Annotated in this window: 22 protein-coding genes, 1 pseudogene and 1 riboswitch; of the genes and pseudogenes, 17 read left to right on the top strand and 6 right to left on the bottom strand. The window is 72.2% G+C overall.

Going from position 1 to position 24958, the window contains the following annotated elements; all coding sequences use genetic code 11:
* The first annotated feature begins 60 nt into the window (after positions 1-60).
* Both ABZ215_RS18130 and ABZ215_RS18125 read left to right on the top strand, forming a co-directional pair.
* On the top strand, positions 61-855 hold the full coding sequence (locus ABZ215_RS18130) for an IclR family transcriptional regulator (RefSeq protein WP_017984324.1): 795 nt from the start codon (positions 61-63) through the stop codon (positions 853-855).
* Entirely contained in the window at positions 848-1411 is a 564-nt protein-coding gene (locus tag ABZ215_RS18125) for a nucleotidyltransferase family protein (protein ID WP_354950353.1), read from the top strand. Before ABZ215_RS18130 ends, ABZ215_RS18125 begins: the two co-directional genes overlap by 8 nt.
* Positions 1412-1875: 464 nt before the next feature.
* Here the strand turns inward: ABZ215_RS18125 and ABZ215_RS18120 are convergent, their stop codons facing one another.
* Positions 1876-2259 (bottom strand): tautomerase family protein, encoded by a 384-nt coding sequence (locus tag ABZ215_RS18120; protein ID WP_354950352.1) that lies wholly within the window; start codon positions 2257-2259, stop codon positions 1876-1878.
* 85 nt (positions 2260-2344) lie between these two features.
* Between ABZ215_RS18120 and ABZ215_RS18115 the strand changes: the two genes are divergently transcribed.
* The gene (locus tag ABZ215_RS18115; RefSeq protein ID WP_354712578.1) at positions 2345-3214 is read left to right on the top strand and encodes a MoxR family ATPase; all 870 of its coding nucleotides are present in this window, start codon (positions 2345-2347) and stop codon (positions 3212-3214) included.
* On the opposite strand, the gene ABZ215_RS18110 is transcribed toward ABZ215_RS18115, so the two are convergent.
* Positions 3211-4740: a 2-isopropylmalate synthase gene (locus tag ABZ215_RS18110; RefSeq protein WP_354950351.1), complete on the bottom strand. Its 1530-nt coding sequence runs from the start codon at positions 4738-4740 to the stop codon at positions 3211-3213. The two genes, ABZ215_RS18115 and ABZ215_RS18110, sit on opposite strands and share 4 nt — an antisense overlap.
* 160 nt (positions 4741-4900) lie before the next feature.
* Between ABZ215_RS18110 and ABZ215_RS18105 the strand changes: the two genes are divergently transcribed.
* Positions 4901-5668 (top strand): FCD domain-containing protein, encoded by a 768-nt coding sequence (locus ABZ215_RS18105; protein WP_354950350.1) that lies wholly within the window; start codon positions 4901-4903, stop codon positions 5666-5668.
* On the opposite strand, the gene ABZ215_RS18100 is transcribed toward ABZ215_RS18105, so the two are convergent.
* The 3 genes from ABZ215_RS18100 to ABZ215_RS18090 all read right to left on the bottom strand — a co-directional run bounded on the left by ABZ215_RS18100 (position 5553) and on the right by ABZ215_RS18090 (position 7210).
* A complete protein-coding gene (locus ABZ215_RS18100; protein WP_027934495.1) occupies positions 5553-6176 on the bottom strand; it encodes a class I SAM-dependent methyltransferase in 624 nt (207 codons plus the stop codon). The genes ABZ215_RS18105 and ABZ215_RS18100 overlap by 116 nt on opposite strands.
* A 96-nt stretch (positions 6177-6272) precedes the next feature.
* Positions 6273-6557, bottom strand: coding sequence for a hypothetical protein (locus tag ABZ215_RS18095; protein WP_354950349.1), 285 nt, complete (start codon positions 6555-6557; stop codon positions 6273-6275).
* Complete coding sequence (locus ABZ215_RS18090) at positions 6554-7210, bottom strand: TetR family transcriptional regulator (protein ID WP_354950348.1); 657 nt, start codon at positions 7208-7210, stop codon at positions 6554-6556. Before ABZ215_RS18090 ends, ABZ215_RS18095 begins: the two co-directional genes overlap by 4 nt.
* A 61-nt stretch (positions 7211-7271) precedes the next feature.
* Here ABZ215_RS18090 and ABZ215_RS18085 point away from each other — a divergent pair, with 61 nt between their 5' ends.
* The 8 genes from ABZ215_RS18085 (at position 7272) to ABZ215_RS18050 (ending at position 17874) form a co-directional block, all read left to right on the top strand.
* On the top strand, positions 7272-8765 hold the full coding sequence (locus ABZ215_RS18085) for an FAD-dependent monooxygenase (protein WP_354950347.1): 1494 nt from the start codon (positions 7272-7274) through the stop codon (positions 8763-8765).
* Between the two features lie 10 nt (positions 8766-8775).
* Positions 8776-9885, top strand: coding sequence for a VWA domain-containing protein (locus ABZ215_RS18080; RefSeq protein ID WP_354950346.1), 1110 nt, complete (start codon positions 8776-8778; stop codon positions 9883-9885).
* Positions 9878-10990: an XdhC/CoxI family protein gene (locus ABZ215_RS18075; RefSeq protein WP_354950345.1), complete on the top strand. Its 1113-nt coding sequence runs from the start codon at positions 9878-9880 to the stop codon at positions 10988-10990. Before ABZ215_RS18080 ends, ABZ215_RS18075 begins: the two co-directional genes overlap by 8 nt.
* 213 nt (positions 10991-11203) lie before the next feature.
* On the top strand, positions 11204-11746 hold the full coding sequence (locus ABZ215_RS18070) for a (2Fe-2S)-binding protein (RefSeq protein WP_020422544.1): 543 nt from the start codon (positions 11204-11206) through the stop codon (positions 11744-11746).
* Position 11747: 1 nt separating this feature from the next.
* Positions 11748-14186 (top strand): molybdopterin cofactor-binding domain-containing protein, encoded by a 2439-nt coding sequence (locus tag ABZ215_RS18065; protein WP_020422543.1) that lies wholly within the window; start codon positions 11748-11750, stop codon positions 14184-14186.
* A complete protein-coding gene (locus ABZ215_RS18060) occupies positions 14183-15040 on the top strand; it encodes a xanthine dehydrogenase family protein subunit M (protein ID WP_237335970.1) in 858 nt (285 codons plus the stop codon). The genes ABZ215_RS18065 and ABZ215_RS18060 overlap by 4 nt, the downstream gene beginning before the upstream one ends.
* Positions 15041-15461: 421 nt before the next feature.
* Positions 15462-16139 carry an SRPBCC family protein gene (locus tag ABZ215_RS18055; RefSeq protein ID WP_020422541.1) on the top strand — a complete coding sequence of 226 codons (678 nt, stop codon included), beginning with the start codon at positions 15462-15464 and terminating at the stop codon, positions 16137-16139.
* Between the two features lie 670 nt (positions 16140-16809).
* Positions 16810-17874, top strand: coding sequence for an FAD-dependent oxidoreductase (locus ABZ215_RS18050; protein ID WP_354950344.1), 1065 nt, complete (start codon positions 16810-16812; stop codon positions 17872-17874).
* Between the two features lie 829 nt (positions 17875-18703).
* On the opposite strand, the gene ABZ215_RS18045 is transcribed toward ABZ215_RS18050, so the two are convergent.
* On the bottom strand, positions 18704-19516 hold the full coding sequence (locus tag ABZ215_RS18045) for an amidohydrolase family protein (RefSeq protein ID WP_237335967.1): 813 nt from the start codon (positions 19514-19516) through the stop codon (positions 18704-18706).
* Positions 19517-19599: 83 nt separating this feature from the next.
* Here ABZ215_RS18045 and ABZ215_RS18040 point away from each other — a divergent pair, with 83 nt between their 5' ends.
* From ABZ215_RS18040 to ABZ215_RS18020, 5 genes and pseudogenes are all read left to right on the top strand, one after another.
* Positions 19600-20931: a glutamine synthetase family protein gene (locus tag ABZ215_RS18040; protein WP_354950385.1), complete on the top strand. Its 1332-nt coding sequence runs from the start codon at positions 19600-19602 to the stop codon at positions 20929-20931.
* On the top strand, positions 20912-21613 hold the full coding sequence (locus ABZ215_RS18035; RefSeq protein WP_237335965.1) for a gamma-glutamyl-gamma-aminobutyrate hydrolase family protein: 702 nt from the start codon (positions 20912-20914) through the stop codon (positions 21611-21613). The genes ABZ215_RS18040 and ABZ215_RS18035 overlap by 20 nt, the downstream gene beginning before the upstream one ends.
* Positions 21604-22950, top strand: coding sequence for an aldehyde dehydrogenase family protein (locus ABZ215_RS18030; RefSeq protein WP_354950343.1), 1347 nt, complete (start codon positions 21604-21606; stop codon positions 22948-22950). The genes ABZ215_RS18035 and ABZ215_RS18030 overlap by 10 nt, the downstream gene beginning before the upstream one ends.
* On the top strand, positions 22951-23715 hold the full coding sequence (locus ABZ215_RS18025) for a 3-oxoacyl-ACP reductase (protein ID WP_354712667.1): 765 nt from the start codon (positions 22951-22953) through the stop codon (positions 23713-23715).
* 33 nt (positions 23716-23748) lie between these two features.
* Positions 23749-23843, top strand: a riboswitch (glycine riboswitch).
* Positions 23844-23924: 81 nt separating this feature from the next.
* A pseudogene (locus ABZ215_RS18020) lies at positions 23925-24865 on the top strand (glycine dehydrogenase (aminomethyl-transferring)); the annotation flags it as partial.
* Positions 24866-24958 lie beyond the last annotated feature (93 nt).

Below are 24958 nucleotides of genomic sequence, written 5' to 3'. Positions count from 1 at the left end.
CGCCCGTCGCCCGCCACCACCCTCGACGGAGGCGCTTCGCGCCGCAGTTAGATTGGGAATATGGAACCGACCGAGCGCGGCGCGCACCACGTCCAGTCGCTGGAACGCGGCCTGGCCGTGATCCGCGCGTTCGGCGCCGGGTCGCCCGAGCTGACGCTGTCCGACGTGGCGCGCTCGACCGGCCTGACCCGCGCCGCGGCCCGGCGGTTCCTGCTGACGCTCGTCGACCTCGGGTACGTGCGCACGGACGGGAAGTACTTCTCGCTGACCGCGCGTGTGCTGGAGCTCGGCTACGCGTTCCTGTCCAGCATGACGCTGCCCGAGGTCGCGCAGCCGCACCTGGAGCGGCTGTCCGCGGAGGTGCGCGAGTCGAGTTCGGTGTCCGTGCTGGAGGGCGCCGACATCGTCTACGTCGCGCGTGTCGCGGTGTCCCGGATCATGACGGTGAGCATCAACGTCGGCACCCGGTTCCCCGCCTACGCCACCTCGATGGGGCACGTGCTGCTCGCCGGGCTCGACGACGAGGGGTTCGCCCGGTACCTGGAGCAGGCCGAGTTGCAGCGGCTGACCTCGCACACGCTCACCTCGCCCGCCGCGTTGCGGGCCGAGCTGGCCGCGGTGCGGCAGCAGGGCTGGGCGCTGGTGGACCAGGAGCTGGAGGAAGGGCTGCGGTCGGTCGCGGCGCCGATCCGGGACCGGCAGGGCCGCGTCGTGGCGGCGGTGAACGTGTCCACCCACGCCAGCCGCACCCCGCGGGAGACGGTGATCGAGGAGATGGTGCCGCCGCTGCTGGCCGCCGCGAAGCGCATCGAGGACGACCTGGCCGTCGCACCCGCGCAGGCGCGCCGTGGGTGAGTGCGCCGGGCTGCTGCTGGCGGCCGGCGCCGGACGGCGGATGGGGCGTCCGAAGGCGCTGGTCGAACTGGACGGGGAACCGTTGCTGCGCCGGGCTTTGCGCGCGTTGACCGACGGTGGCTGTGCGCCGGTGCGGGTGGTGGTTGGCGCGCAGGCTTCGGATGTGCGGGCGTTGCTGCCCGATCCGTCGTGGGCGGTCGAGTCGCCGGACTGGGCCAGCGGAATGGGCGCGTCGCTGCGGGCCGGGCTGCGGGCACTGCCGGACGCGTCGGCCGTGCTGGTGCACCTGGTCGACCTGCCCGGGGTGGACGCCCGCATCGTGGCGCGGCTGCGGGCGCTGGCCTCGCCGGACGTGGTCGCGCGCGCTGCCTACGACGGCGTGCCGGGGCATCCGGTGCTGTTCGGCCGCCGCTGGTGGGACGAGGTCGCGGAGAGCGCCTCGGGCGACCGCGGAGCCCGCGACTGGCTCCGCGGCCGTACCGACGTGCGGCTGGTGGAGTGCGCCGACCTGGGCGGCGGCCAGGACGTGGACACCCCAGCGGACCTGCGGCGTTAACCGGCGACCACCCCGCCGACACCGGTTCGTCCGCCGGGTGTCCCGTGGAGTTCGGTGGTCACCCATGGCCGGACGTGGATACCCCCGCGGACCTGCCCCGCCAGGCGGCGACAACCCCGGGCCACGCCGGTTCACCGGCAGGTGCACTTCGCCGGGATTCCGGCCTGCAGATGCTTCCTGCTGGACCCCGGACCTGCCCACCAGGCGGCGACCCCCCGCCGATACCAGGCCGCCCGCCGGGTGTCCCGTGGAGTTCGGTGGTCGCCCTTGGCCGGAGGTGGACACCTCAGCGGACCCGGCCCGCTAGGCGGCGTCGACTCCGCGGAGGCTGGCCGGTCCGGCGGGTGTGCCGCCGAGTTCGACTGTCCCCCTTGGTTGCATGAGGACCCCCGGCGGACCTGCCCCGCTGAGCGGCGCCATGCCGTAGGTGCACTTCGCCGGACCCGGGCCCCGAACCCGCCCCGCTAAGCGGCGACCACCCCGCCGACACCGGTCCGCCCCGCGGGTGTCCCCACCAGTTCCACCGTCACCCCGGCCCGCACGCGCTCCCCGAACACCGCCACGATCGCGTCGGTCACCCCGGCCACCAGCCGGGCCACGAGGTCGTCCGCGTCCGGACGCTCGAACGCCGCTTCCCGGATCCCGAAGAGCACCGACGGCGCGGGCGCGGACGCCGGCTTGCCCCCGATGCCCCACCGGTTCGACGGCACCCCGACCAGCCGCACGACCGCGATCTCCCGCGCCCACTCCCCGTACACGGCGACGATCGCCTCGGTCAGGCCTTCGATCAGCTCGGTCTCGCGCCCGGCCAGGTCGCTCTCCAGGACGTGCACGGTCAGATGAGGCATCTCAACTCCCAAAGTAGATTTGCAAGCAAAGATAATTCCGGGCGGAGTGGCTGTCAACGGCGGGCGAACCCCTTAGGGTGGAGGGGTGAAGGTCAACTCACCCGAAGAGCTGGCGACGGAGCTGGACCGGGTCGGCTACCTGGCCGACGAGGGCGTCGCCACCGCCGCGTTCCTCGCGTTGCGCATGCAGCGCCCGCTGTTCTGCGAAGGCGAACCGGGCACGGGGAAGACCTCGCTGGCCGTGTCGCTGTCGGAGGCGCTCGGCCTGCCGCTGGTGCGGTTGCAGTGCCACGAGGGCATCGACGCGGCGCAGGCGCTGTACGAATGGGACTTCCCGCGCCAGCTGCTGCACCTGCGCGCGCTGGAAGCAGGCCGCGAGCACCTGGACGTCGAAGCCGCGGAGCAGTCGCTGTTCACCGAGCGGTTCCTGCTGGCCCGGCCGTTGCTGCGGGCGCTGAAGGAGTCGCCGTGCGTGCTGCTGGTCGACGAGATCGACCGCGCCGACGACGAGTTCGAGGCGTTCCTGCTGCAACTGCTCGACGAGAACGCCGTGACGATCCCGGAATTCGGCGAGATCCGGGCCGCGCAGCCACCGCTGGTGCTGCTGACCTCGAACCGGACGCGCGAGGTGCACGACGCGCTGAAGCGGCGCTGCCTCTACCACTGGCTGGAGCACCCCGACCTGGCCCGCGAGGTCGCCATCCTGCGCCGCAGACTGCCCGGAGTCGGCGAACGGCTCGCGACGCAGGTGGCCGCGGCCGTCCGCCGGCTGCGTGAGCTGGAGCTGCTGAAACCGCCTGGGATCGCCGAGTCGCTGGACTGGGCGCAGGCGTTGCTGGCGCTCAACCGCAGCGAGCTGGACGCGGAGATCGCCGCCCGGACCCTCGGCGCGGTCCTCAAGTACTCCGAGGACCTCGACCGAGTCCGCGCCAAACTCGACACTGTGCTGGCTTAGCCGACCCGGGCGAGGGCTTCCGCGGTCGCCTCCGCCTCCGTGCGCCCGCGCCCGCCGATCCACCCGCGCCCGTCCGGCGCCGCGTACTCCACGAACGCGAGCACCTCACCGGACGCCGTCGGGCACGTCGCGCGCTCCAGCACCTCCCCGGACACCGCGGGCGCGTCCAGGTACACCTCCTGCAGCAGCTCCCACAGCTCCTTCGCCGTCACTTCCGCGCCGGTCCGGTCGGTGTGCCGCTGGACGTGCCGCGCGAAGTCGATCTGCAGCCGCCGTGGGAGTTCGACGCCGTAACCGGTGCTCAGCAGGTGCGCGATGCCGCCCTTGCCGGACTGCGAGTTCACCCGGATGACGGCCTCGTAGGTGCGGCCGAGGTCCGCCGGGTCGACCGGCAGGTACGGCACCCGCCACTCCAGCTCCCGTTCCGGCACACCGGCCGCCGCCGCGCGGGCCCGGTGCTCGGCGAGGCCCTTGCGGATCGCGTCCTGGTGCGTGCCCGAAAACGCCGTGTGCACGAGGTCGCCCACATAGGGGTGCCGTTCGTGCACGGGCAGCCGCGTGCAGTGCTCCACCGTCCGCCGGATCCGGTCGATGTCCGAGAAGTCGATCATCGGGTCGATCCCCTGCGCGTGCAGGTTCAGCGCGAGCGTGGCGATGTCGACGTTCCCGGTGCGCTCGCCGTTGCCGAAGATGCAGCCCTCGACGCGCTGCGCCCCGGCGAGGAGGGCCAGCTCGGCGCAGGCGATCCCGGTGCCGCGGTCGTTGTGCGGGTGCACCGACAGGATCACCGAGTCGCGCCGGTCGAGGTTCTTCGACACGTACTCGATCTGGTCCGCGTAGACGTTGGGCGTGGCGACCTCGACGGTGGCGGGGAGGTTGAGGATCACCGGGCGGTCCGGGCTCGCGTCCCACAGCTCGGTCATCGTCGAGCACAGGTCGAGCACGTAGTCGGGCTCGGTCAGGTTGAACACCTCGGGCGAGAACTCGAACCGGACCCGGTCGCCGGCCAGCCGCAGCACGTCCTCGCCGGCGGCCACGATCAGCGCCTTCAACTCGTCCCGGTCGCGGCCGAGGACCACCTCGCGCCAGACCGGCGCGGTCGCCGCGTACAGGTGGATCACCACCGGGTTCGGCATCCCGGCGACGGACTCGGCGGTGCGCTCGATGAGGTCGCGCCGGGCCGGGGTGAACACGACGATCGTGACGTCCTCCGGCGCGAGGCCGGTTTCCGCGATGAGGCGGACGAAGTCGTAGTCGGTCTGCGAAGCCGACGGGTAGCCGACCTCGATCTCCTTGTAGCCCATCTCGACCATGAGCTCGAAGAAGCGCCGCTTGCGTTCCGGGTCCATCGGTTCGGCGAGTGCCTGGTTGCCGTCCCGCAGGTCGACCGGGACCCACAGCGGCGCCTGCGTGAGCCGGTTGGCCGGCCAGTCCCGTTCGGACAGTGGCACCGGCACGCGGGCGTACACGTCGCGGTACCGGTGGGAGGGCATCGGGGAGGGGTGCTGGGTGTTCCAGCGGTACATGTTCGCGTTCCTCTGGTCGTGGGGTGACGACCGGCGCAGCACGGCTCCCACGGCGGGGAGCCGGTCCGGTCAGGCCCCGCCGTGGCGGCGAAGGAGGAGAACGCGCGTGATCATGAGCTAGAATCTTACACAACTCCGCAGACAAGTAGAGGAGCTGTCGGTGGAACAGGTGCGGCGGCACCGGCTGGCCGAGCAGGCCGCGGATCTGCTGCTGACGCGGATCCGGTCGGGCGAGTGGCCACTGGGCGCGAAGCTGCCCGGCGAGACGACGCTCGCGCCGCAGCTCGGCGTGGGCCGGTCGACGGTCCGGGAAGCGATCCGCGAGCTGGCGGCGAAGGGTGTGCTGGAGACGCGTCAGGGCGCGGGCGTGTTCGTCCTCGCCCACGACGTGCGGGAGGACTGGGACGCGGTCCTGCGGCGCGCCGGGATCGTCGCGGTGGTGGAAACCCGCATCGCGATCGAGTCCGAAGCGGCAGCGCTGGCGGCCGCGCGCCGCACGCCCGCGGACCTGCGCCGGATCAGGCGCGCGCTGGCCGGCCGCCTGGATCCGGGGTTCGGGATCGAGGAACTCGTCGACGCGGACACGGCCTTCCACCGCGCCGTCGTCGTGGCCGCGCACAACGAGATCCTGGTGGAACTGTTCGACACCGTCGCGCCCCGCGTCCGCCAGGCGATGGTCGACATGCTGCGGCTGCGCCCCGGCGGCCCCGACCACGAGGCGCACGCCGGACTGGTGGACGCCATCGCGGCCGGGGACGCGGCCAGGGCTGCCGTGGTGAGCCGGGCTCACCTGGTGTCGATGAAGGAGGCCCTCAGCGCGGGCGGTGCGCGAGCAGGTACGCCTGCGGAGTCGTCTCGTACTCGAACGCGGGCTCGCGGATCAGCCGCGCGGTCACCGGGAGCCCGGCGTCCGCCAGCAGTTCCGTGATGCGGTCCGGCGGCAGGCGGTAGGCGTCGTAGGAAACCGTGTGCCCGTAAGCCTGTTCGAGGCGCTTGCGCTCGTCGCCGACCTGGAACGCCACCATCAGGTGCCCGCCCGGCGCGAGGACCCGCGCGAACTCCGCGAACACCTCCGGCAGCAGCTCCGGCGGGGTGTGGATGATCGAGTAGAACGCGAGGATCCCGCCCAGGCTGGCGTCCTCCAGCGCCAGGTCGGACATGGAGCCGACCTCGAACCGCAGGTGCGGGTAGCGCCGCCGCGCCTCCGCCAGCATGCCGGGCGACAGGTCGATGCCGAAGACTGGAACCCCCAGCGAGTCCAGGTACGTCGTCACCCGCCCCGTGCCGCAGCCGATGTCCGCCACCTGCCCGCCGTCGCGGCGCACGTAGTCGGCGAAGAGCCGCAACATCGCCAGGTCCTCCGGAGTCTGCTCCAGGAGGCCTTCGAGGAGCTTCGCGTAGTCGACCGCCACGGTGTCGTAGGCGGCGCGGGTCATGTCGAGATGGGTCACCCGGCGACCGTATCGAGGGCGAGTGGCCGGGGTGGCCCGACTCGCCGCCGGTGCCGGAGAAATCTTTGTCCCGCAACAGTTTCAGCAATGCGCGAGGCGCAGGCGGGTCACCAGGTCCGGGTTGGCGGGGAACGTGCGGCCGAGGGAGACGAGGTCTGCGCCCGCCGCGTGCACCTCGACACCGGCGAAGCCCGCGTCGATCGCGTTGCGGGCGTTGGCCGCGAAATTCGCGAGAGTGGGCTGGTGGCCGTCGCGCGTGAACACGGTGATCGGCGAGCCGGCGCGGCGCGCCGGCGTGAGCGAACGTTCCCCGCGGTACTCCGAGAAGCCGGTCGCCGATCTGCGCGGCGAGCGCGGGCGGATCAACCGGATGGCCGGCGATCCGCCGCGCTCGCGCGAGGTGATCGCGGCTTCGCCCCGCCGAGGCCGTGCTGCAGCAGGTCGAAGGCCCGGTCGATCACCGCGGGCTGGTCGCGGTGCACGTCGTCGGGGTCGTCGCCGTCCAGCATGCGGCTGGTCGCCCGCTCGTAGATCGAGTCGATCGCGGCGGTCAGCAGGTTCGCCGTCAGCCGCGCTTCCACCGGGTCGCCGGTCTCCTCGGTCAGCACGTCCGCCAGCATCGCGGCGATCTCGCGGGACTGCTCGTAAGTGCGCGTGACGAGCGCCGGGCTGGCGCGCAGGATCGACAGGAACCCCACCGTCCCCGGCCGCGTCCCGGACAGCGGGTGGCGTTGCCGCACCAGTTCGTGGTGGTACCGCCGCAGCGCGGTCACCACGTCCTGACCGGCGGGCCGCTCCCGGACGACCCGCTCCAGTTCGCGGAGCCGGTCGTCGTGCCGGTCGAGGAACAGGTCCTCCTTGCGCGGGAAGTAGTTGAACACGGTCATCTTCGAGACGCCCGCGGCCTCCGCGACCTCGGCGACGGTCACGTTGTCGAAGCCCTTGACGGCGAACAGACCGGTCGCGACGTCGGAGATGTGCCGTCGCGTGGCCCGCTTCTTCTCTTCGCGCAGTCCCACAGCGGAATCCTATACCGAACCAAAAGTTTGACCGAGTAAAAGTTTGTGGCACGATGGGGCCATGGACTTCGACGTGGTGATCTCCGGGGGCGGGCCGGTCGGCCTGATGCTGGCGGGCGAGTTGCGGCTCGGCGGGGTGGACGTGCTGGTCGTGGAGCGGCGGACCGAGATCGATCCGACCCTCAAGGCGGGCTCGATCAACCTCGCGACGGGTGAGGCGCTCTACCGGCGCGGCCTGCTGGAGCGGCTCGAACACGAGACGCGGCAAGGCATGGCGCAGGTGAAAGCGATGCTGTCGCGGGCGAAATCGGCGCCGCCGCCGATCGCCGGGCACTTCGGCGGGATCATGGTCGGCCTCGACCTGGTCGACTTCGCCGACCCCGCGTTCCGGGACGCGGGTCCGGCCGCCAACCTGCAGCTGGTGGGCCAGCAGACCGTGGAGAAGGTGCTGGCGGAGCACGCGACCGGCCTGGGGGCGGTCGTGCGCCGGGGCGCCGAGGTCACCGGGTTCGAGGCGGACGACGACGGCGTGACGGTCTTCGTCGGCGGCGACCGGGTCCGCGCGGGCTGGCTCGTCGGCTGCGACGGTGGCCGCAGCCTGGTGCGCAAGCTGGCCGGGTTCGACTTCCCCGGCACCGATCCGGAGATCACCGGGCGCCAGGCGCTGGCCGACCTGGACGGCGCGGACGCGCTCGGATTGGGCTGGCACCGCACGAGCACCGGCGTCTACGTGCACGGCCCGCTGCCGGGACGGATCCTGACCGTCGAGTTCGACGGCCCGCCCGCGGACCGCACCTCGCCGGTCACGGTCGCCGAGCTGCAGGACAGCATCCGCCGGGTGTCCGGAGTGGACGTCACGGTCAGGTCGATCCGCAGCGTCACGCGGTTCACCGACAACGCCCGCCAGGCCACCACCTACCGCCGGGGGCGGGTGCTGCTCGCCGGCGACGCGGCGCACGTCCACTCGCCGTTCGGCGGGCAGGGGCTCAACCTCGGCATCGGCGACGCGGTCAACCTCGGCTGGAAACTCGCCGCGACGGTGCGCGGCGACGCGCCGGACGGGCTGCTCGACACCTACCCGGTCGAACGGCACCCGATCGGCGAGTGGGTGTTGGAGTGGACCCGTGCGCAGATCGCGGCGATGCGGCCCGATCCGCACGCCAAGGCCCTGCGGTCGGTGCTCACCGACCTGCTCGCCACCGGCGACGGGGCGACGTACCTGGCGAAGAAGCTGTCCGGCGTGCTGCACCGCTACCCGGTCGGCAGCGACCACGACCTGGCCGGCAAGAGCGCGCCGGACTTCGAGTTCACCGACGGCAGCCGTCTCGCCGACCACTGCGGCGACGGCCGGGCCGTCCTGATCGGCGCGCGGATCGACGACGAGCGGGTCCGCCTGGCGCCGGGGGAAGTCGTCGGGCGGCCCGATCTCAAGGCCCTGATCAGGCCCGACGGGCACGTCGCGTGGGCAGCAGAGGACGGCGGCACGGCCGGTCTGGAGGAGGCGTTCGCGACCTGGTTCGGCACGCGGAACCCCTCACATCGGATTTTCGCGTAACAATGAAGACGTGAGCACCCAGGACCCGCTGGCCGGATTCGTCGGCTTCGCCACCGCGCTGCGCGAAGCCGGCGTCGCCTGCGGGCCGCAGCGGGTGCAGGCCTACCTCGACGCGGTCGAGCGGCTGGACGTCGGCGAGGTGGACCAGCTGTACTGGGCGGGCAGGCTGACGCTGTGCTCGGACCCGGACGACCTGATCCGCTACGACGACGCGTTCGCGCAGTGGTTCGCCGCCGCGCCACCGGAACCGCGGCCGGCCACCGTCCGCCGCGAGCAGCGGTCCCGCATGGCCGCCCTCGTGTCGCAGTCCGCGGGCCAGGGCGAGGCCGAGTCGGACGACGAGCAGCTGCGCGTCGCCGCCACCGACGCGGAAGTGCTGCGGGAACGCGATCTCGCGGAGCTGACCAAGGCCGAACGCGAGCACCTGCGGGAGCTGATGGCGGTGCTGCGGCCGCAACCGCCGATGCGGAAGTCCCTGCGCAGCAGGCCCGCGCGCCGCGGCGCGCTCGACCCCGGCCGGACGTTGCGCGCGATGCTGGCGGGCGGTGGCGAACCGGTCCGGCTCGCGCACCGGAACCGGTCCACCCGCCCGCGCCGGGTGGTGCTGCTGCTCGACGTGTCCGGGTCGATGAGCCCGTACGCCGACTCGCTGCTGCGGTTCGCGCACGTGGTCGTGCGCCGCGCGCCGGCCGCCGTCGAGGTGTTCACCCTCGGCACCCGGCTGACCAGGGTGTCCCGGCAGCTGCGGCAGCGCGATCCGGAACGCGCGATGCTCGCCGCGGGCACCGCGGTGCCCGACTTCGCCGGCGGCACCCGGCTCGGCGAGACGCTGCGGATCTTCCTGGACCGGTGGGGGCAGCGCGGGCTCGCGCGCCGCGCCGTCGTCACGGTGTTCTCCGACGGCTGGGAGCGCGGCGACCCCAGCCTCCTCGGCGAGCAGATGGCCCGGTTGCGCCGCCTGGCGCACGCGGTGTTCTGGGTGAACCCGCACGCGGGACGCGAAGGCTACGCTCCGGTGCAGTCCGGCATCGCGGCCGCGCTCCCGCACGTCGACCGCTTGCTGGCCGGCCACAGCCTGGCCACCCTGGAACGACTGCTGCTGGAGATCCGCGATGCATGATGTGCTCGACGAGTTGTACAAGCGCTGGCGCGAGGGCGAAGCCGTCGGCGTCGGCACGGTCGTGGCGACCTTCTCCTCGGCGCCCCGCGCGCCGGGCGCCGCGATGCTGGTCACCGAGGACGGCACGGCGGTCGGCAGCGTGTCCGGCGGCTGCGTCGAGGGTGCGGTGTACGAGCTGGCGCAACAGGTGGTCGCCGACCGCGAGCCGTTGCTGCAGCGCTATGGCGTGAGCGACGACGACGCGTTCGCGGTGGGCCTGACCTGCGGCGGGATCATCGACATCTACGTCGAGCGGATCGACAGGGAGACCCTGCCCGAGCTGGGCGACGTCGTCGACTCGGTGCACCGCGGGGAGCCGGTCGCCGTGGTCACCGTGATCGAGCACGAGGACCCGGAGCGGCGCGGGCGGCACATGATCGTGTGGCCGGACCGGACCGCGGGGACGCTCGGCAGCGACCGGATCGACGACGCGGTCGCCGACGACGCGCGCGGCCTGCTCGCCAACGGGCGCACCGGAACGCTGCACTACGGGCTCGAGGGCGAGCGGCGCGGTGAGGGCATGGCGGTGTTCGTCAACTCCTTCGAACCGCAGCCGCGGATGCTGGTGTTCGGCGCGATCGACTTCGCGGCCGCGATGGCCCGCATGGGCGCCTACCTCGGTTACCAGGTCACGGTGTGCGACGCGCGTCCGGTTTTCGCCACCGCGTCGCGGTTCCCGGACGCCGACGACGTCGTGGTGGACTGGCCGCACCGCTACCTCAAGGCGGAGGCGGAGGCGGGCCGCATCGACCGGCGGACCGTGATCGCGGTGCTCACCCACGACCCGAAGTTCGACGTGCCGCTGCTGGAGGTCGCCTTGCGGCTGGACGTCGGTTACATCGGGGCGATGGGGTCGCGGCGCACGCACGACGACCGCCTCACCCGCTTGCGGGAGGCGGGATTGACAGAGGCGGAACTGTCGCGATTGGCCTCGCCGATCGGACTCGACCTGGGCGCCCGCACACCGGAGGAGACCGCGGTGTCGATCGCCGCGGAGATCATCGCGTTGCGGTGGGGCGGCGGCGGGAAGCGGCTCACGGAGTTGTCCGGGCGGATCCACGGCTGACCCTGTCGTGCGGCCACGACTGGCCCTTTCGCAGGCCTGCGACTGGTCAATTCGTACGAGCCGTTTCCGCGGTTGCGGTGGTGGAGCTGGGTTTTTCCGTGCAGGTGCGGGAGTCGGGGTGAAGTGTCACCCAACCAGGACTTGTCCGAACGGCACGGAAGTAGCACGCTCGCTTGTGAAGCCGATCACCCAGCTCCCACCACTGGAGGCCTCATGCGCATCACCGTCAACGTGGACGGAACCAGTTACACCGACGAGGTCGAACCCCGCACGTTGCTCGTTCACTACCTGAGGGAGACGCTCGGGAAAGTCGGCACCGTCATCGGGTGCGACACCAGCAACTGCGGTGCCTGCACCGTGCACCTCAACGGCCAGAGCGTGAAGTCCTGCTCGGTTCTCGCCGTGCAGGCCGACGGTGCCGAGGTGACGACCATCGAGGGCCTGGCCCGCGACGGCAAGCTCCACCCGGTCCAGGAAGCGTTCCACGACAACCACGCCCTGCAGTGCGGGTTCTGCACGCCGGGCATGATCATGCAGTCGATCGACCTGCTCGCCGACAACCCGAACCCGGACGAGCACGCCGTGCGCGAGGGGCTCGAGGGCAACCTGTGCCGCTGCACCGGTTACCAGAACATCGTTCGCGCCGTGCGGGACGCGGCGCAGCGGATGAGCCCGGGCGCGGGGCCGGAGGCCGAGCGCGTGTCCGGTGACGACGTCACCCGCGCGCCCAGCGCGTTCGCGGGCGGGGGCGAGTGACATGACGTCGACGATCGAACCCGAGGTCGGCAAGGCGCGCACCCGCAAGGAGGACGCGCGGCTCATCACCGGCCGCACCCGCTGGACCGACAACATCACGCTGCCCGGGATGCTGCACGTGGCGATCCTGCGCAGCCCGTTCGCCCACGCCCGGATCAGTTCCATCGACACGGCCGCGGCGCGGGACATGCCGGGCGTCGTCGCCGTCTACACCGCCCGCGACCTCGACCCGGACAGCGCGATCGGCATGCCGTGCGCCTGGCCGATCACGCCGGACATGAAGCAGCCGCGGCGGCCCGTGCTGGCCGCCGACCGGGTCAACTTCGCCGGCGAGGGCGTCGCGGTGGTCGTGGCCCGCAGCAAGGCCGAGGCCGCCGACGCGCTCGAGGCGATCGACGTGGACTACGAGGAACTGCCCGTGGTCCTCGGCCTGGAGAACGCGATCGCCGACGACGCGCCGCTGGTGCACGAGGAGCTGGGCACCAACAAGCAGGCGACGTGGGTCTTCGACTCGGCCGAGGCCGGCACGGGCGGCAACGTCGAGGAAGCGCTGTCCGGCGGCGAGGTCGTGCTCAAGCGGCGGTTCCGCCAGCAGCGCCTGGTGCCCGCGTTCATGGAGCCGCGCTCGGTCGTGGTCGACCCGACCGGCACCCAGATCACCATGTGGTCGGCCACCCAGGTGCCGCACATCCTCAAGACGATGACGGCGCTGACGCTCGGCATCCCCGAGCACAAGCTGCGTGTCATCGCGCCGGACGTCGGCGGTGGGTTCGGCGGCAAGATCGCCGTGCTGCCCGAGGAGACCATGGCGGTCCTCATCGCGCAGAAGCTCGGCAAGCCGGTCAAGTGGACCGAGACCCGCTCGGAGTGCATGCAGACCGCGCACCACGGCCGCGACCAGATCCAGGACATCTCGATCAGCGCGAACCGCGACGGCACGATCACCGGCCTCAAGGTCGAGCTGCTGGCCGACATGGGCGCCTACAACGGGCTCGTCGGGCCGGGCGTGCCGATCCTGGGCGCGTTCATGTTCAACGCGATCTACAAGATCCCGGCCTACCACTTCGCCTGCACGAACGTGTTCACCAACACCACGCTCACCGACGCCTACCGCGGCGCCGGGCGGCCGGAGGCCACGTTCGCGATCGAGCGGATGATGGACGAGCTGGCCGCCGAGCTGGGCATGGACCCGCTGGAGCTGCGCGAGAAGAACTGGATCAAGCACGAGGAGTTCCCGTTCACCACGGTCTGCGGGCTGACCTACGACTCGGGCAACTACGAGGCCGCCACCGAGCGCGCCAAGGAGCTGTTCGACTACGAGGGCCTGCGCCGGGAGCAGCAGGAACGCCGTGAGCGCAAGGATCCGGTGCAGCTGGGCATCGGCATCTCGACGTTCACCGAGATGTGCGGGCTGGCGCCGTCGCGGGTGCTCGGGTCGCTGGACTACGGCGCAGGCGGCTGGGAGCACGCGGCGATCCGCGTGCTGCCGACCGGCAAGGTCGAGGTCGTCACCGGCGCCTCCGCCCACGGGCAGGGGCACGAGACGGCGTGGAGCCAGATCGTGGCCGACCGGCTCGGCGTCGCGTTCGAGGACATCGAGGTCATCCACGGCGACACGCAGTCCTCGCACAAGGGCATGGACACCTACGGGTCGCGGTCGCTGGCCGTCGGCGGCATCGCGGTGGTCAAGGCCGCCGAGAAGGTCGTCGACAAGGCCCGCACGATCGCCGCGCACCTGCTGGAGTGCTCGCCGGACGACCTGGAGTTCGAGGGCGGCAAGTTCACCGTCCGCGGCACGGACACGTCGACGACGATCCAGGACGTCGCGTTCGCGACGTTCGCCGCGCACAACCTGCCCGAGGGCATGGAGCCCACGCTGGACTCCGAGGCCGTGTTCGACCCGGAGAACTTCTCGTTCCCGCACGGCACGCACCTGTGCGCCGCCGAGGTGGACACCGAGACCGGGCGGGTGCGGCTGCGCTCGTACGTGTGTGTGGACGACGTGGGCAAGGTGGTCAACCCGCTGATCGTGGAGGGGCAGGTGCACGGCGGTCTCGCCCAGGGCATCGCGCAGGCCCTCTACGAGGAGGCGGTGTTCGACGAGAGCGGCACGCTGACCACCGGCACGTTCGCCGACTACCTGCTGCCCTCGGCGGCCGACCTGCCGTCGTTCGTCACCGACCGCACCGAGACGGCGGCGACGTCGAACCCGCTCGGCGTCAAGGGCGTCGGCGAGGCGGGCACGATCGCCTCCACCCCGGCGGTGGTCAACGCGGTCGTGGACGCCGTGCGGCAGTTCGGGGTCAACGACATCGAGATGCCGTGTTCGCCCATGCGGGTGTGGTCGGCGATCCACCGCGGTCGTACCGACGCCGGCGGTGTCGGCGCGGAGGCCGGCGGCGGACTGGGTTCCATCGACGCTTCGGGAGGTGCGCAGTGATCCCCGCTGCCTTCGACTACGTCGCGCCGTCCACTGTGGACGAGGCGGTGCAGGCACTGGCCGCGGCCGGTGAGGACGCCAAGGTGCTGGCCGGTGGGCAGAGCCTGCTGCCGGTGCTGCGGATGCGGCTGGCCGCGCCGACGACCCTCATCGATCTCGGCAGGATCACCGAGCTGCGGGGCGTCCGCGACGACGGCGACGCGATCGTGATCGGCGCCATGACCACGCACTACGACGTGCAGCGCGACCAGCTGGTCGCCGAGCACGCCGCGCTGCTGGCCAGGGCGACCGACACGGTGGCCGACCCGCAGGTGCGGCACCGCGGCACGTTCGGCGGTTCGATCGCGCACGCGGACCCGGCAGGCGACCTGCTGGCCCCCGCGCTGGCGATGGACGCCGAGATGGTGATCGCGAGCAGCAGCGGCAGGCGGACCGTGTCGGCGGCGGAGTTCTTCCAGGACTTCTTCACGACGGCGCTGGAGCCGGGCGAGATCCTGGTCGAGATCCGCGTGCCGAAGCACACCGGGTGGAAGGCACACTACGAGAAGTTCAACCGGGTCGCCCAGGCGTGGTCGATGGTCGCGGTGGCGGCCACGGTCCGCACGGACGGCGACACGATCGCCGAGGCCCGGGTCGCGCTGACGAACATGGCGTCGGTGCCGGTGCGGGCCACCGCGGTCGAGCAGGCCCTGGTGGGCCAGTCGGCGTCCGACGACACGATCCGCGCCGCGGCCGCCCACGCCGCCGAAGGCACCAGCCCCACGGCGGACGGCAACGCGGACGTGGAGTACCGGCAGGAGCTGGCCAAGGTGCTGACGGGCCGCGCGGTCTCGGCAGCGCTGGCCGCCGTGTAGGCCCAGCCCCCGCGGCCGCCCCCGCCCGGGGCGGCCGCGGGCGCAGGCCACCACCTGCGAGGCGGCCGCGGGGAGGTCGTGCCCCCGTCAGCCACCGGCGGCGCGCGCGTGGAGCTCCCGTCGGCGGGCGCTGGCCGTGCGAGTCTCGTGCCCCCGGTCGGGCACCCGGCCGCGCGGGCCTCCTCACTCCCACCGCGCGTGCCTGGCCACCACGCCGACCCCTCACATCTGGAGACCCCCGTTCCACCCGGCTCCCAACCTCGTCCGGCGCCAGGCCCCGAACGCACCAATGTGATCATCCGACCGCCAGACCCCACGCAGGGAGCGCCGATCCGGGTCCCTCGAAGTCACGCACACGCCGGTTCCGGCACTAAGGTGGCTGCGAGGGACTTGAAGCTTTCTGGAGAAGGGAGGTCGGCCCGTGCGGCTCGACCATGAATTCACCGTTCCGGCCCCGCCCGCCGAGGTGTGGAAGGCGGTCACCGACCCGGAACGCGTTGCCCCCTGCATGCCGGGTGCGACCCTGACGAAGGTCGAGGGCGAGACGTTCACCGGCACGGTCAAGGTGAAGCTGGGGCCGATCTCCCTGCTGTACAAGGGCTCCGGCGAGTTCCTGGAGACCGACGAGCAGGCCCGCAGGATCGTGATCAAGGCCTCCGGCAAGGACTCGCGAGGAGCAGGCACCGCGGCGGCGACCGTCACGGTGACGCTGTCCGAGGAGAACGGCGGGACGAAGGGTTCCGTGGCGACGGACCTGAACGTGACCGGCCGCCCGGCGCAGTTCGGCCGCGGCATGATCTCCGAGGTCGGCGGCAAGATCCTGGACCAGTTCGCGACGAACCTGGCCGACCGCCTCGGCTCAGCGGAGACCCCAGCGACCCCGGCCGAGGAGAAGCCGGCCGAGTCCGGGGTGACCACCGAACCGGCCCCGGAGAAGCCCAAGCTGGAGACGGTGAAGCCCCAGCCGCAGGAAGCCGAGGCGATCGACCTCTTCGAGTACGCGGGCAGCTCCATCGGCAAGCGCCTGGCCCCGGTACTCGCCGGAGTCGCCGCGGTACTCGGCATCGTGGCGATCGTGCGCCTGATCCGCCGCCGCTGAGGCCCAGCGCCGAGCGGGCGCCCCACCTGCTCGGCGCACCTCCACACGACACCCGGGCACGCCAGCCGCCCACCTGAGTTCACCACGCACTGCCCGCCACGCGGCGCGCCCTGTCGGGCCCCCAGATCCAGCCGCCCGGCTGGCGACTGCCTACCGGGCCCCCGCGCGGGCGTGCGCGCCCGCTTTGCGCCATCACGCCCTCGCGCGCCGCAGCCCCTCTGACTGGTCACCCCCGCGGGCGAGCGCGCCCGCTTTGCGCCATCACGCCCTCGCGCGCCGCAGCCCCTCCGACTGGGCACTTCCGCGCGCTCGCGCCCGCATTGGGACACCGCGGCCAGGCTGCGACACCACGCCGTCGTGCCAGCCCCTCCGACCGGGCACGCCCGCGCGCCCGCGTTGCGACACTGCGCCCGCGTTGCGACACTGCGCCCGGGCTGTGACACCACGCCTGCGTTGCGACACCGTGACCGCGCTGCGACATCGCGCCCGCGCGCGACAGCGCGGCCGCGGCGTCGCGCCCTACCCCCGGTGCAAGCCCGCTTCGCGCCCCTGGCATCCACCCGGCGCAGCCCGCGCCAGGTCCACTGCACACCACGCGTGCCGGTCCCGCCCCGGCGTGCTGCGCGCCACGCTGGGGAAGTGGGTCGCCGCAGGCGATGTTGTACCTCTTGTGCGTACCGAAACCGACGTCGTGGTGATCGGGGCGGGGCAGGCCGGCCTGTCGGCCGCCTACTTCCTCCGGCGGTCCGGCCTGGAGTTCGTCGTCCTCGATCGGGACTCCTCGCCGGGCGGGGCGTGGCAGCATCGGTGGCCCTCCCTGCGGCTGGACAAGGTTCACAAGTTCCACGACCTGCCCGGCATGGCCTTCGACGAGCAGGACGAGCACCGGATGGCGTCGGAGGTCGTCGCGGAGTACTTCGCGCGCTACGAGCGTGCCTTCGAGCTGCCGGTGCGGCGCCCGGTCGAGGTGGTCGCCGTCCGGGACGCCGGTGAGCGGCTCCTCGTCGAGAGCGCCGGCGGCGATAGCTGGGCCGCCCGCGCCGTGATCAACGCGACCGGCACCTGGACCCGCCCGTTCTGGCCGCACTACCCCGGCCAGGAGACCTTCACCGGTCGCCAGTTGCACACCGCCGACTACCGCGGCGCGGAGGAGTTCCGCGGGCAGCACGTGCTGGTCGTCGGCGGCGGGACGTCGGCCGTGCAGCTGCTCATCGAGATCGCCGAGTTCGCGAGCGGCACCACCTGGGTGACCCGCCGCCCGCCGGTTTTCAAGGACGTCGAATTCAGCCCCGAGCTGGGCCGCGAAGCCGTGGCGCAGGTCGAGCGCCGCGTGCGGGCTGGGCTGCCCCCGGGGAGCGTGGTGAGCGTGACCGGCCTGATGCGCACGCCCCAGGTGCGCGAGGCCGAGGCCCGCGGGATCCTCGACCGGAAGCCGATGTTCGACCACCTGACCCCGACGGGCGTGGTGTGGCCGGACGGGACCGAGCAGCGAGTCGACGCGATCCTCTGGGCGACCGGTTTCCGCGCCGCGCTGGACCACCTCGCGCCACTGCACCTGCGCGAACCCGGCGGCGGCATCCGCATGGACGGCACCCGCGCAGCCGCCGAACCCCGCCTGCACCTGGTCGGCTACGGCCCATCAGCGAGCACGATCGGCGCGAACCGAGCGGGCCGCGCAGCAGTCCGCGAGATCCGGCAGCTGCTCGCGACCCCCAAGGTGGCCGCGGCGAGCTGAGCGGCTCGCCTGGCGCGGCTGCCCGGGGGCGAGACCGGCCCGAGCGCACCGGGGGTGGTTGCGATGCGGCTGGGTACTGGGGGTTGCGCGGGATGGGGCGGCGGTGCGGCTGGCTGGAGTGGCTGCTGGGTAGCTGCGGTGGCGCGGGGTGGGTCCGCAGGGGACGGCGCGGGTTTACCGGGGGGCCGCTTTACCGGGGGTGGCCGCGTTGCGGCTGGTTCCGTGTGGGTGCCGGGGGCTGCACGGGATGGGGTGGTTGGACGCGCCAGGGGGCGGCGGTGTGGATGGCTGGAGTGGCTGCTGGGTAGCCGCGGTGGCGCGGGGTGGGTCCGCAGGGGACGGCGCGGGTTTACCGGGGGGCCGCTTTACCGGGGGTGGCCGCGTTGCGGCTGGTTCCGTGTGGGTGCCGGGGGTTGCGCGGGATGGGGTGGTTGGACGCGCCGGGGGCCGCGTTGCGGCTGGCTGGAGTGGCTGCCGGGTAGCCGCGGCGGTGCGGGATGGGCCCGCAGGGACGACGCGGGTGCGCCGGGGGTGGCCGTGTTGCGGTGGTTCCGTGTGAGCGCCAGGGGTTGCACGAGATGGAGTGGACGCGCCGGGGGGCGGCGGTGCGGCCGGCTGGAGTAGCTGCAGGGCAGCCGCGGCGGCGCGGGGTGGGCTCGCAGGGGACGGCGCGGGGCGCACCGGGGGTGGCCGCGACGCGGCTGGTCCGGAGCGGGTACCGGCGAGCGGGCCTGCACAGACTGAGGGATTGGGACCGTCACTTCGGCAGCGCGAGCTGGGGGGATTGCGACCGTCAGTTCGGCAGCGCGAGCTGGGGGGATTGGGACCGTCAGTTCGGCAGCGCGAACACCCTCCGCGCGTTCCCACCCAGAAAAGCCTCCCGCGCGGAAACCCCCAGCTCCAGCGCCGGCAGCTGCTTCAGGGCCTGGGCCGGGGTGAGCATCGGGTAGTTGCTGCCGAACATGACGCGCGTCCGGCCGCGGTCGCGCATGTACTCGACCAGCTCGGCGGGCAGCCGGTGCACCGCGTAGGCCGACGTGTCCACGTAGAAGTTCGGGTACTTCGCCGCCAGGGACAGGACCTCCGCCATCCACGGGTAGCCCACGTGACCGCCCACTACGACCAGCTCCGGGAAGTCCAGCAGCACCTCGTCGAGGTACGGGATCGGCCGCCCGGGCTCCGACGGGCACCGCGGGCCGGTGTGGCCGATCTGCGTGCAGAACGGCACGTCCTCCTCCACACAGGCCACGTAAACCGGGTAGTAGCGGCGGTCGTTCGGCGGCAGGTTCCACAGCCACGGCACCACCCGCACCCCGACGAAACCGTTCCGCACGCACCTCCTGATCTCCCGGACCGCCCGCACCGGGTCCGTCAGGTCCACCGTCGCGACCCCCGCGAACCGGTCCGGGTGCGCCGCCACCAGCTCCGCCACCTCGTCGTTCGTGATCAGGGCACCACCCGGCCCGTGCCAGGCCGACAGCAAGCCGACCCGCACCCCGGCCTCGTCCATCGCGTCGAGCGTCGCCCTCAGCTGGGGCGCCCTGCGGGACATGTTCGTCCACCGCACCAGCGTCTCCAGCCACGGCTGGTCCATGAAGCGCTGGTTCGGCTGCTGCATCCACACGTCGACCACGTCAGCCATCGCTCACCCTCCCAGCGGCCCCGGCGAAGATCCGCTTGACAGCATCCCACGCCCACCCCAAGGGTTGTCACATGAACAAGGGCATGCTCACCCTCGACCAGCTCCGCGAACTGGCCGAGGAGGGCACCGTGGACACCGTGCTCGTCGCGATGACCGACATGCAGGGCCGCCTCCAGGGCAAGCGCTGCTCGGCCGCGTACTTCCTCAACGAGGTCGTCACCCACGCCACCGAAGCCTGCAACTACCTCCTCGCCGTCGACGTCGACATGAACACCGTCGACGGCTACGCGATCTCGAGCTGGGAAAGCGGTTACGGCGACTTCGTCCTCCGCCCGGACCTGTCCACGCTCCGCCGCGTGCCCTGGCACGACGGGACCGCCCTCGTGCTTTGCGACGTCGAGCGCGTCGAGGGTGGAGAGGTCACCGCGTCGCCCCGGCAGATCCTGCGCCGCCAGCTCGACCGGCTCGCCCAGCGTGACCTCGCCGCGTTCGTCGGCACCGAGCTGGAGTTCATCGTCTTCGACGACACCTACGAGCAGGCCTGGCGCGGCGGCTATCGCGACCTGACACCCGCCAACCAGTACAATGTGGACTATTCGATGCTCGGCACCGCCAGGCTGGAGCCGTTGCTGCGCCGCATCCGCAACGACATGGCCGGCGCGGGCATGTACGTCGAGTCCGCCAAGGGCGAGTGCAACCCCGGCCAGCACGAGATCGCGTTCCGCTTCGACGAGGCCCTGCGCACCTGTGACAACCACAGCATCTACAAGACCGGCGCGAAGGAGATCGCCGCGCAGGAGAACCGCAGCCTCACCTTCATGGCCAAGTACAACGAGCGCGAGGGCAACTCCTGCCACATCCACCTCAGCCTGCGCGGCACGGACGGCACCCCGGTGTTCGCGCAGGATCCCGCGCTGATGCGGCACTTCATCGCCGGGCAGCTGGCCTGCCTGCGCGAACTGACCTACTTCCTCGCGCCGAACATCAACTCCTACAAGCGGTTCGTGCCCGGCAGCTTCGCGCCGACCGCCGTCGCCTGGGGCACCGACAACCGCACCTGCGCGCTGCGCGTCGTCGGGCACGGCGAGTCGCTGCGGGTGGAGAACCGGGTGCCCGGCGGCGACGTCAACCCCTACCTCGCCGTCGCCGCGATCATCGCCGCCGGCCTGCACGGCATCGAAAACGAGCTGCCCCTGGACGACGAGTTCACCGGCAACGCCTACCACTCGGACAAGCCGACCGTGCCGACTACGCTGAGGGAGGCGGCGGAGCTGCTGGCCGACAGCAAGGTCGCCCGCGAGGCGTTCGGCGAGGACGTCGTCGAGCACTACCTCAACGCGGCCAGGGTCGAGCTCACCGCCTTCGATGCCGCCGTCACCGACTGGGAGCGCCAGCGTGGGTTCGAACGCCTCTGAAAAGCCGGTCATCGGGCTGACCACCTACACGGAAAAGGCGAGCTGGGGCGTCTGGCACACCGGCGCCGCACTCCTCCCGCGTTCCTATGTGGACGCGACAAGCAACGCCGGTGGCATCCCGGTCCTGCTCCCAACCGGGGACACGCAAGCACTGTCCGCTGTGGACGCCCTGGTCCTCACCGGCGGGGCGGACGTCGAGCCCGCCCGCTACGGCCAGGAGCCCGGGGACAAGACCGTCACCCGTCCCGAACGCGACGACGCCGAGTTCGCCCTCGCACGCGCCGCCCTCGACCGAGGTCTGCCGGTGCTCGGCGTGTGCCGCGGCATGCAGGTCCTCAACGTCGCCCTCGGCGGCAGCCTGATCCAGCACCTGCCGGACCGCGTCGGCCACACCGGGCACCAGCCGTCGCCGGGCGTCTACGGCCCGACGCACGTCACCCTGGCCGAAGGCAGCCGGATCGCGGGCATCCTCGGCGCCGACGCGAAGTGCCAGTGCTACCACCACCAGGCCGTCGACCGGCTCGGTGACGGCCTGCGCGCCGTCGGCCACGCCGCGGACGGCACGATCGAAGCCGTCGAGCTGCCGGGCGCGGGGTTCGTGGTCGGCGTGCAGTGGCACCCGGAAGAAGACACGCAGGAGACCCGGTTGTTCGCGGCGTTGGTGGAGGCGGCGTGCAGGTGATCGACCCGGCCACCGAGGACGTCATCACCGACGTCCCGCTGGCCACGGAAGAGGAAGCCGACACCGCGATCGCGAAGGCGCGCAAGGCGTTCCCCGCGTGGCGGGACGCCGCCCCCGGCGACCGCGCCCGCCTGCTGCGCCGCTTCGCCGAAGCCGTCGACGGCGACCTGGAGAACCTCGCGCGCCTGGAGGTGCGCAATTCCGGCCACACCATCGGCAACGCCCGCTGGGAGGCCGGCAACGTCCGTGACGTGCTGCACTACTACGCCGCCGCGCCGGAACGCCTGCTCGGGCAGCAGATCCCCGTCGCGGGCGGGCTGGACGTCACCTTCCACGAGCCGCTGGGCGTGGTCGGCCTGATCGTGCCGTGGAACTCCCCGATGCCGATAGCGGGTTGGGGCCTCGCGCCCGCCCTCGCCGCCGGCAACACCGTCGTCCTCAAACCCGCCGAACTGACCCCGCTCACCGCGCTCCGCCTCGCCGAGCTGGCCCGCGACGCCGGGATCCCTGAGGGCGTCTTCCAGGTCGTGGCCGGCGCGGGCCCGGTCGTCGGGCAGCGGTTCGTCACCCACCCGGACGTGCGCAAGGTGGTCTTCACCGGGTCCACCGCGGTCGGCAAGCAGGTCATGGCAGGCTGCGCCGAGCAGGTCAAGCGCGTGACGCTGGAGCTGGGCGGCAAGAGCGCGAACATCGTCTTCGCCGACGCCGACCTGGAGAAGGCCGCCGCCACCGCGCCCTACGGCGTGTTCGACAACGCGGGCCAGGACTGCTGCGCCCGCTCCCGCATCCTCGTCCAGGACACCGTCTACGACCGGTTCCTGGAGCTGCTGGAGCCCGCCGTGCGGAACCTCGTCGTCGGCGACCCCGGCGACGAGAAGTCCGAGATGGGCCCGCTGATCTCGGCCGCGCACCGCGAAAAGGTCGCCTCCTACCTCGACGACGCCGAGGTCGCCATCCGCGGCAGCGCACCCGACGGCCCGGGCTTCTGGTTCCCGCCCACCGTCGTGACGAAGCCGGGCGAGCGCCTGCTGACTGAGGAGGTCTTCGGCCCGGTCGTCGCGGTGGTGCCGTTCCGTGACGAGGCGGACGCGGTGCGCATCGCCAACGACACCACGTTCGGGTTGTCCGGCTCGATCTGGACCCGCGACGTGGGCCGGGCTCTGCGCGTGTCTCGCGCCGTCGAGGCGGGCAACCTGTCGGTCAACTCGCACTCGTCGGTGCGGTACTGGACGCCCTTCGGCGGCTTCAAGCAGTCCGGTCTCGGCCGCGAGCTGGGCCCGGACGCACTGCACGCGTTCACCGACGTCAAGAACGTCTTCATCAGCACGGAGGAATAGATGCAGCGGTTCGACGGCCGGGTCGTCGTGATCACCGGCGGCGGCAGCGGGATCGGCCTGGCGACCGCCCGCCGCCTGGCGAGCGAGGGCGCGAAGGTGGTGGTCGCCGACATCGACGCCGACGCGGGCAAGAAGGCGGCCGCTGAGGTTGGCGGCGAGTTCGTCCCCACCGACGTGACCAGCGAGGAGCAGGTCGAGGCCCTCTTCCAGACCGCGGTCGACCGCTTCGGCTCCCTCGACGTCGCGTTCAACAACGCCGGCATCTCCCCGCCGGAGGACGACTCGATCCTCACCACCGGTATCGACGCCTGGCAGAAGGTCCAGCAGGTCAACCTGACCTCGGTGTACCTGTGCTGCAAGTACGCCATCCCGCACATGCGGCGGCAGGGCAAGGGCTCGATCGTCAACACCGCGTCGTTCGTGGCGGTGATGGGCGCCGCGACCTCGCAGATCTCCTACACCGCGTCCAAGGGTGGCGTGCTGGCGATGACCCGCGAGCTGGGCGTCCAGTTCGCCCGCGAGGGCATCCGGGTCAACGCGCTGTGCCCCGGCCCGGTGAACACGCCGCTGCTGCGCGAGCTGTTCGCCAAGGACCCGGAGCGGGCCGCGCGCCGCCTGGTGCACGTGCCGTTGGGCCGCTTCGCCGAGCCGGAGGAGATCGCCGCCGCCGTGGCCTTCCTGGCCAGCGACGATGCGTCGTTCATCACGGCGTCGCAGTTCCTGGTGGACGGCGGTATCTCGGGCGCGTACGTTACCCCGCTGTAGACTGAAGCCGGACAACTGAACAGCAGGCCGTCACGAGCCGGAGCGGGAGAGTCCCCAGGTCAGCCCTGGGGCGCCGAAGGAGCAACTTCCCCGCCAATCTCTCAGGTACCAGTTACCGCTCCGCGCCAGGCCACTCTGGAAAGCAGGCGCGCGCCGTCGCGTCTCACCCAAGGTGAAAGCCGCGAGCGCGGTGAAACTCTCAGGTGCCGATGACAGAGGGGGAGTTCCCGCACCCGTAGATGAGGAGCTCCCGATGTCCTTCGCCGATCGCCACATCGGACCTTCCGAGCACGAACAGGCCAAGATGCTCGCCGAGTGCGGGTTCGGGAGCCTGGACGCGCTGGTCGAGGCCGCCGTCCCGGCGTCGATCCGCACCGCGGGCGCGCTGGACCTGCCCCCGGCCTCCGAGCAGGAGGCGACCGCCGAGCTGCGGGCGCTGGCGGCGAAGAACCGCCCGATGACCCAGATGATCGGCCTCGGCTTCAGCGACACCGTCACCCCGCCGGTCATCCGCCGCAACGTGCTGGAGAACCCGGCCTGGTACACCGCGTACACGCCGTACCAGCCGGAGATCTCGCAGGGGCGGCTGGAGGCGCTGCTCAACTTCCAGACGGTGGTGTCGAACCTGGCCGGCCTGGACATCGCCAACGCCTCCCTGCTCGACGAGTCCACCGCGGTCGCCGAGGCCGTCCTGCTCATGCGCCGCGCGTCGAAGGCGAAGTCGTCGCGCGTCGTGCTGGACGCCGAGTGCCTGCCGCAGACCATCGCGGTGGTGCGGACGCGGGCCGAGGCGGTCGGCATCGAGGTCGACGTGCGGGACCTGGGCACCGGGCTGCCGGAGGACTTCTTCGGCGTCGTCGTGCAGTACCCGGGCGCGTCCGGCGTGCTGCGCGGCAAGGGCTTCTACGAGGCGATCGGCAAGGTCGCCAAGGACGCCGGCGCGCTCTACACCGTGGCCGCGGACCTGCTGGCGCTGACGCTGGTCACCGCGCCGGGCGAGTTCGGCGCCGACATCGCGGCGGGCACCACCCAGCGGTTCGGCGTGCCGCTGGGCTACGGCGGCCCGCACGCCGGATACCTCGCCGTGCGCAAGGGCCTGGAGCGGTCGCTGCCCGGCCGCCTGGTCGGCGTGTCGGTCGACGCGGACGGAACAAGCTCTCCCAGTACTGCACCGGCGCCGGCCGCGCGCCCACCACCACGATCGGCCTGGCCGACACCAACGCGACGATGCTGATATCTGAAG

This window comes from Amycolatopsis sp. NPDC006131 (genome assembly GCF_040614175.1).
GTDB classification, from domain to species: Bacteria; Actinomycetota; Actinomycetes; order Mycobacteriales; family Pseudonocardiaceae; genus Amycolatopsis_E; species Amycolatopsis_E tucumanensis.
Note: the sequence above shows the minus strand (reverse complement) of the source record. Positions and strands in the feature narration are given on the sequence as shown.

Excerpts from the sequence above, each read along its gene's own strand:
- ABZ215_RS18130 (WP_017984324.1), top strand. The coding sequence starts at position 61 with ATGGAACCGACCGAGCGCGGCGCGCACCACGTCCAGTCGCTGGAACGC.
- ABZ215_RS18120 (WP_354950352.1), bottom strand. The coding sequence starts at position 2,259 with ATGCCTCATCTGACCGTGCACGTCCTGGAGAGCGACCTGGCCGGGCGC.
- ABZ215_RS18110 (WP_354950351.1), bottom strand. The coding sequence starts at position 4,740 with ATGTACCGCTGGAACACCCAGCACCCCTCCCCGATGCCCTCCCACCGG.
- ABZ215_RS18100 (WP_027934495.1), bottom strand. The coding sequence starts at position 6,176 with ATGACCCGCGCCGCCTACGACACCGTGGCGGTCGACTACGCGAAGCTC.
- ABZ215_RS18085 (WP_354950347.1), top strand. The coding sequence starts at position 7,272 with ATGGACTTCGACGTGGTGATCTCCGGGGGCGGGCCGGTCGGCCTGATG.
- ABZ215_RS18075 (WP_354950345.1), top strand. The coding sequence starts at position 9,878 with ATGCATGATGTGCTCGACGAGTTGTACAAGCGCTGGCGCGAGGGCGAA.
- ABZ215_RS18070 (WP_020422544.1), top strand. The coding sequence starts at position 11,204 with ATGCGCATCACCGTCAACGTGGACGGAACCAGTTACACCGACGAGGTC.
- ABZ215_RS18065 (WP_020422543.1), top strand. The coding sequence starts at position 11,748 with ATGACGTCGACGATCGAACCCGAGGTCGGCAAGGCGCGCACCCGCAAG.
- ABZ215_RS18045 (WP_237335967.1), bottom strand. The coding sequence starts at position 19,516 with ATGGCTGACGTGGTCGACGTGTGGATGCAGCAGCCGAACCAGCGCTTC.
- ABZ215_RS18040 (WP_354950385.1), top strand. The coding sequence starts at position 19,600 with ATGCTCACCCTCGACCAGCTCCGCGAACTGGCCGAGGAGGGCACCGTG.
- ABZ215_RS18025 (WP_354712667.1), top strand. The coding sequence starts at position 22,951 with ATGCAGCGGTTCGACGGCCGGGTCGTCGTGATCACCGGCGGCGGCAGC.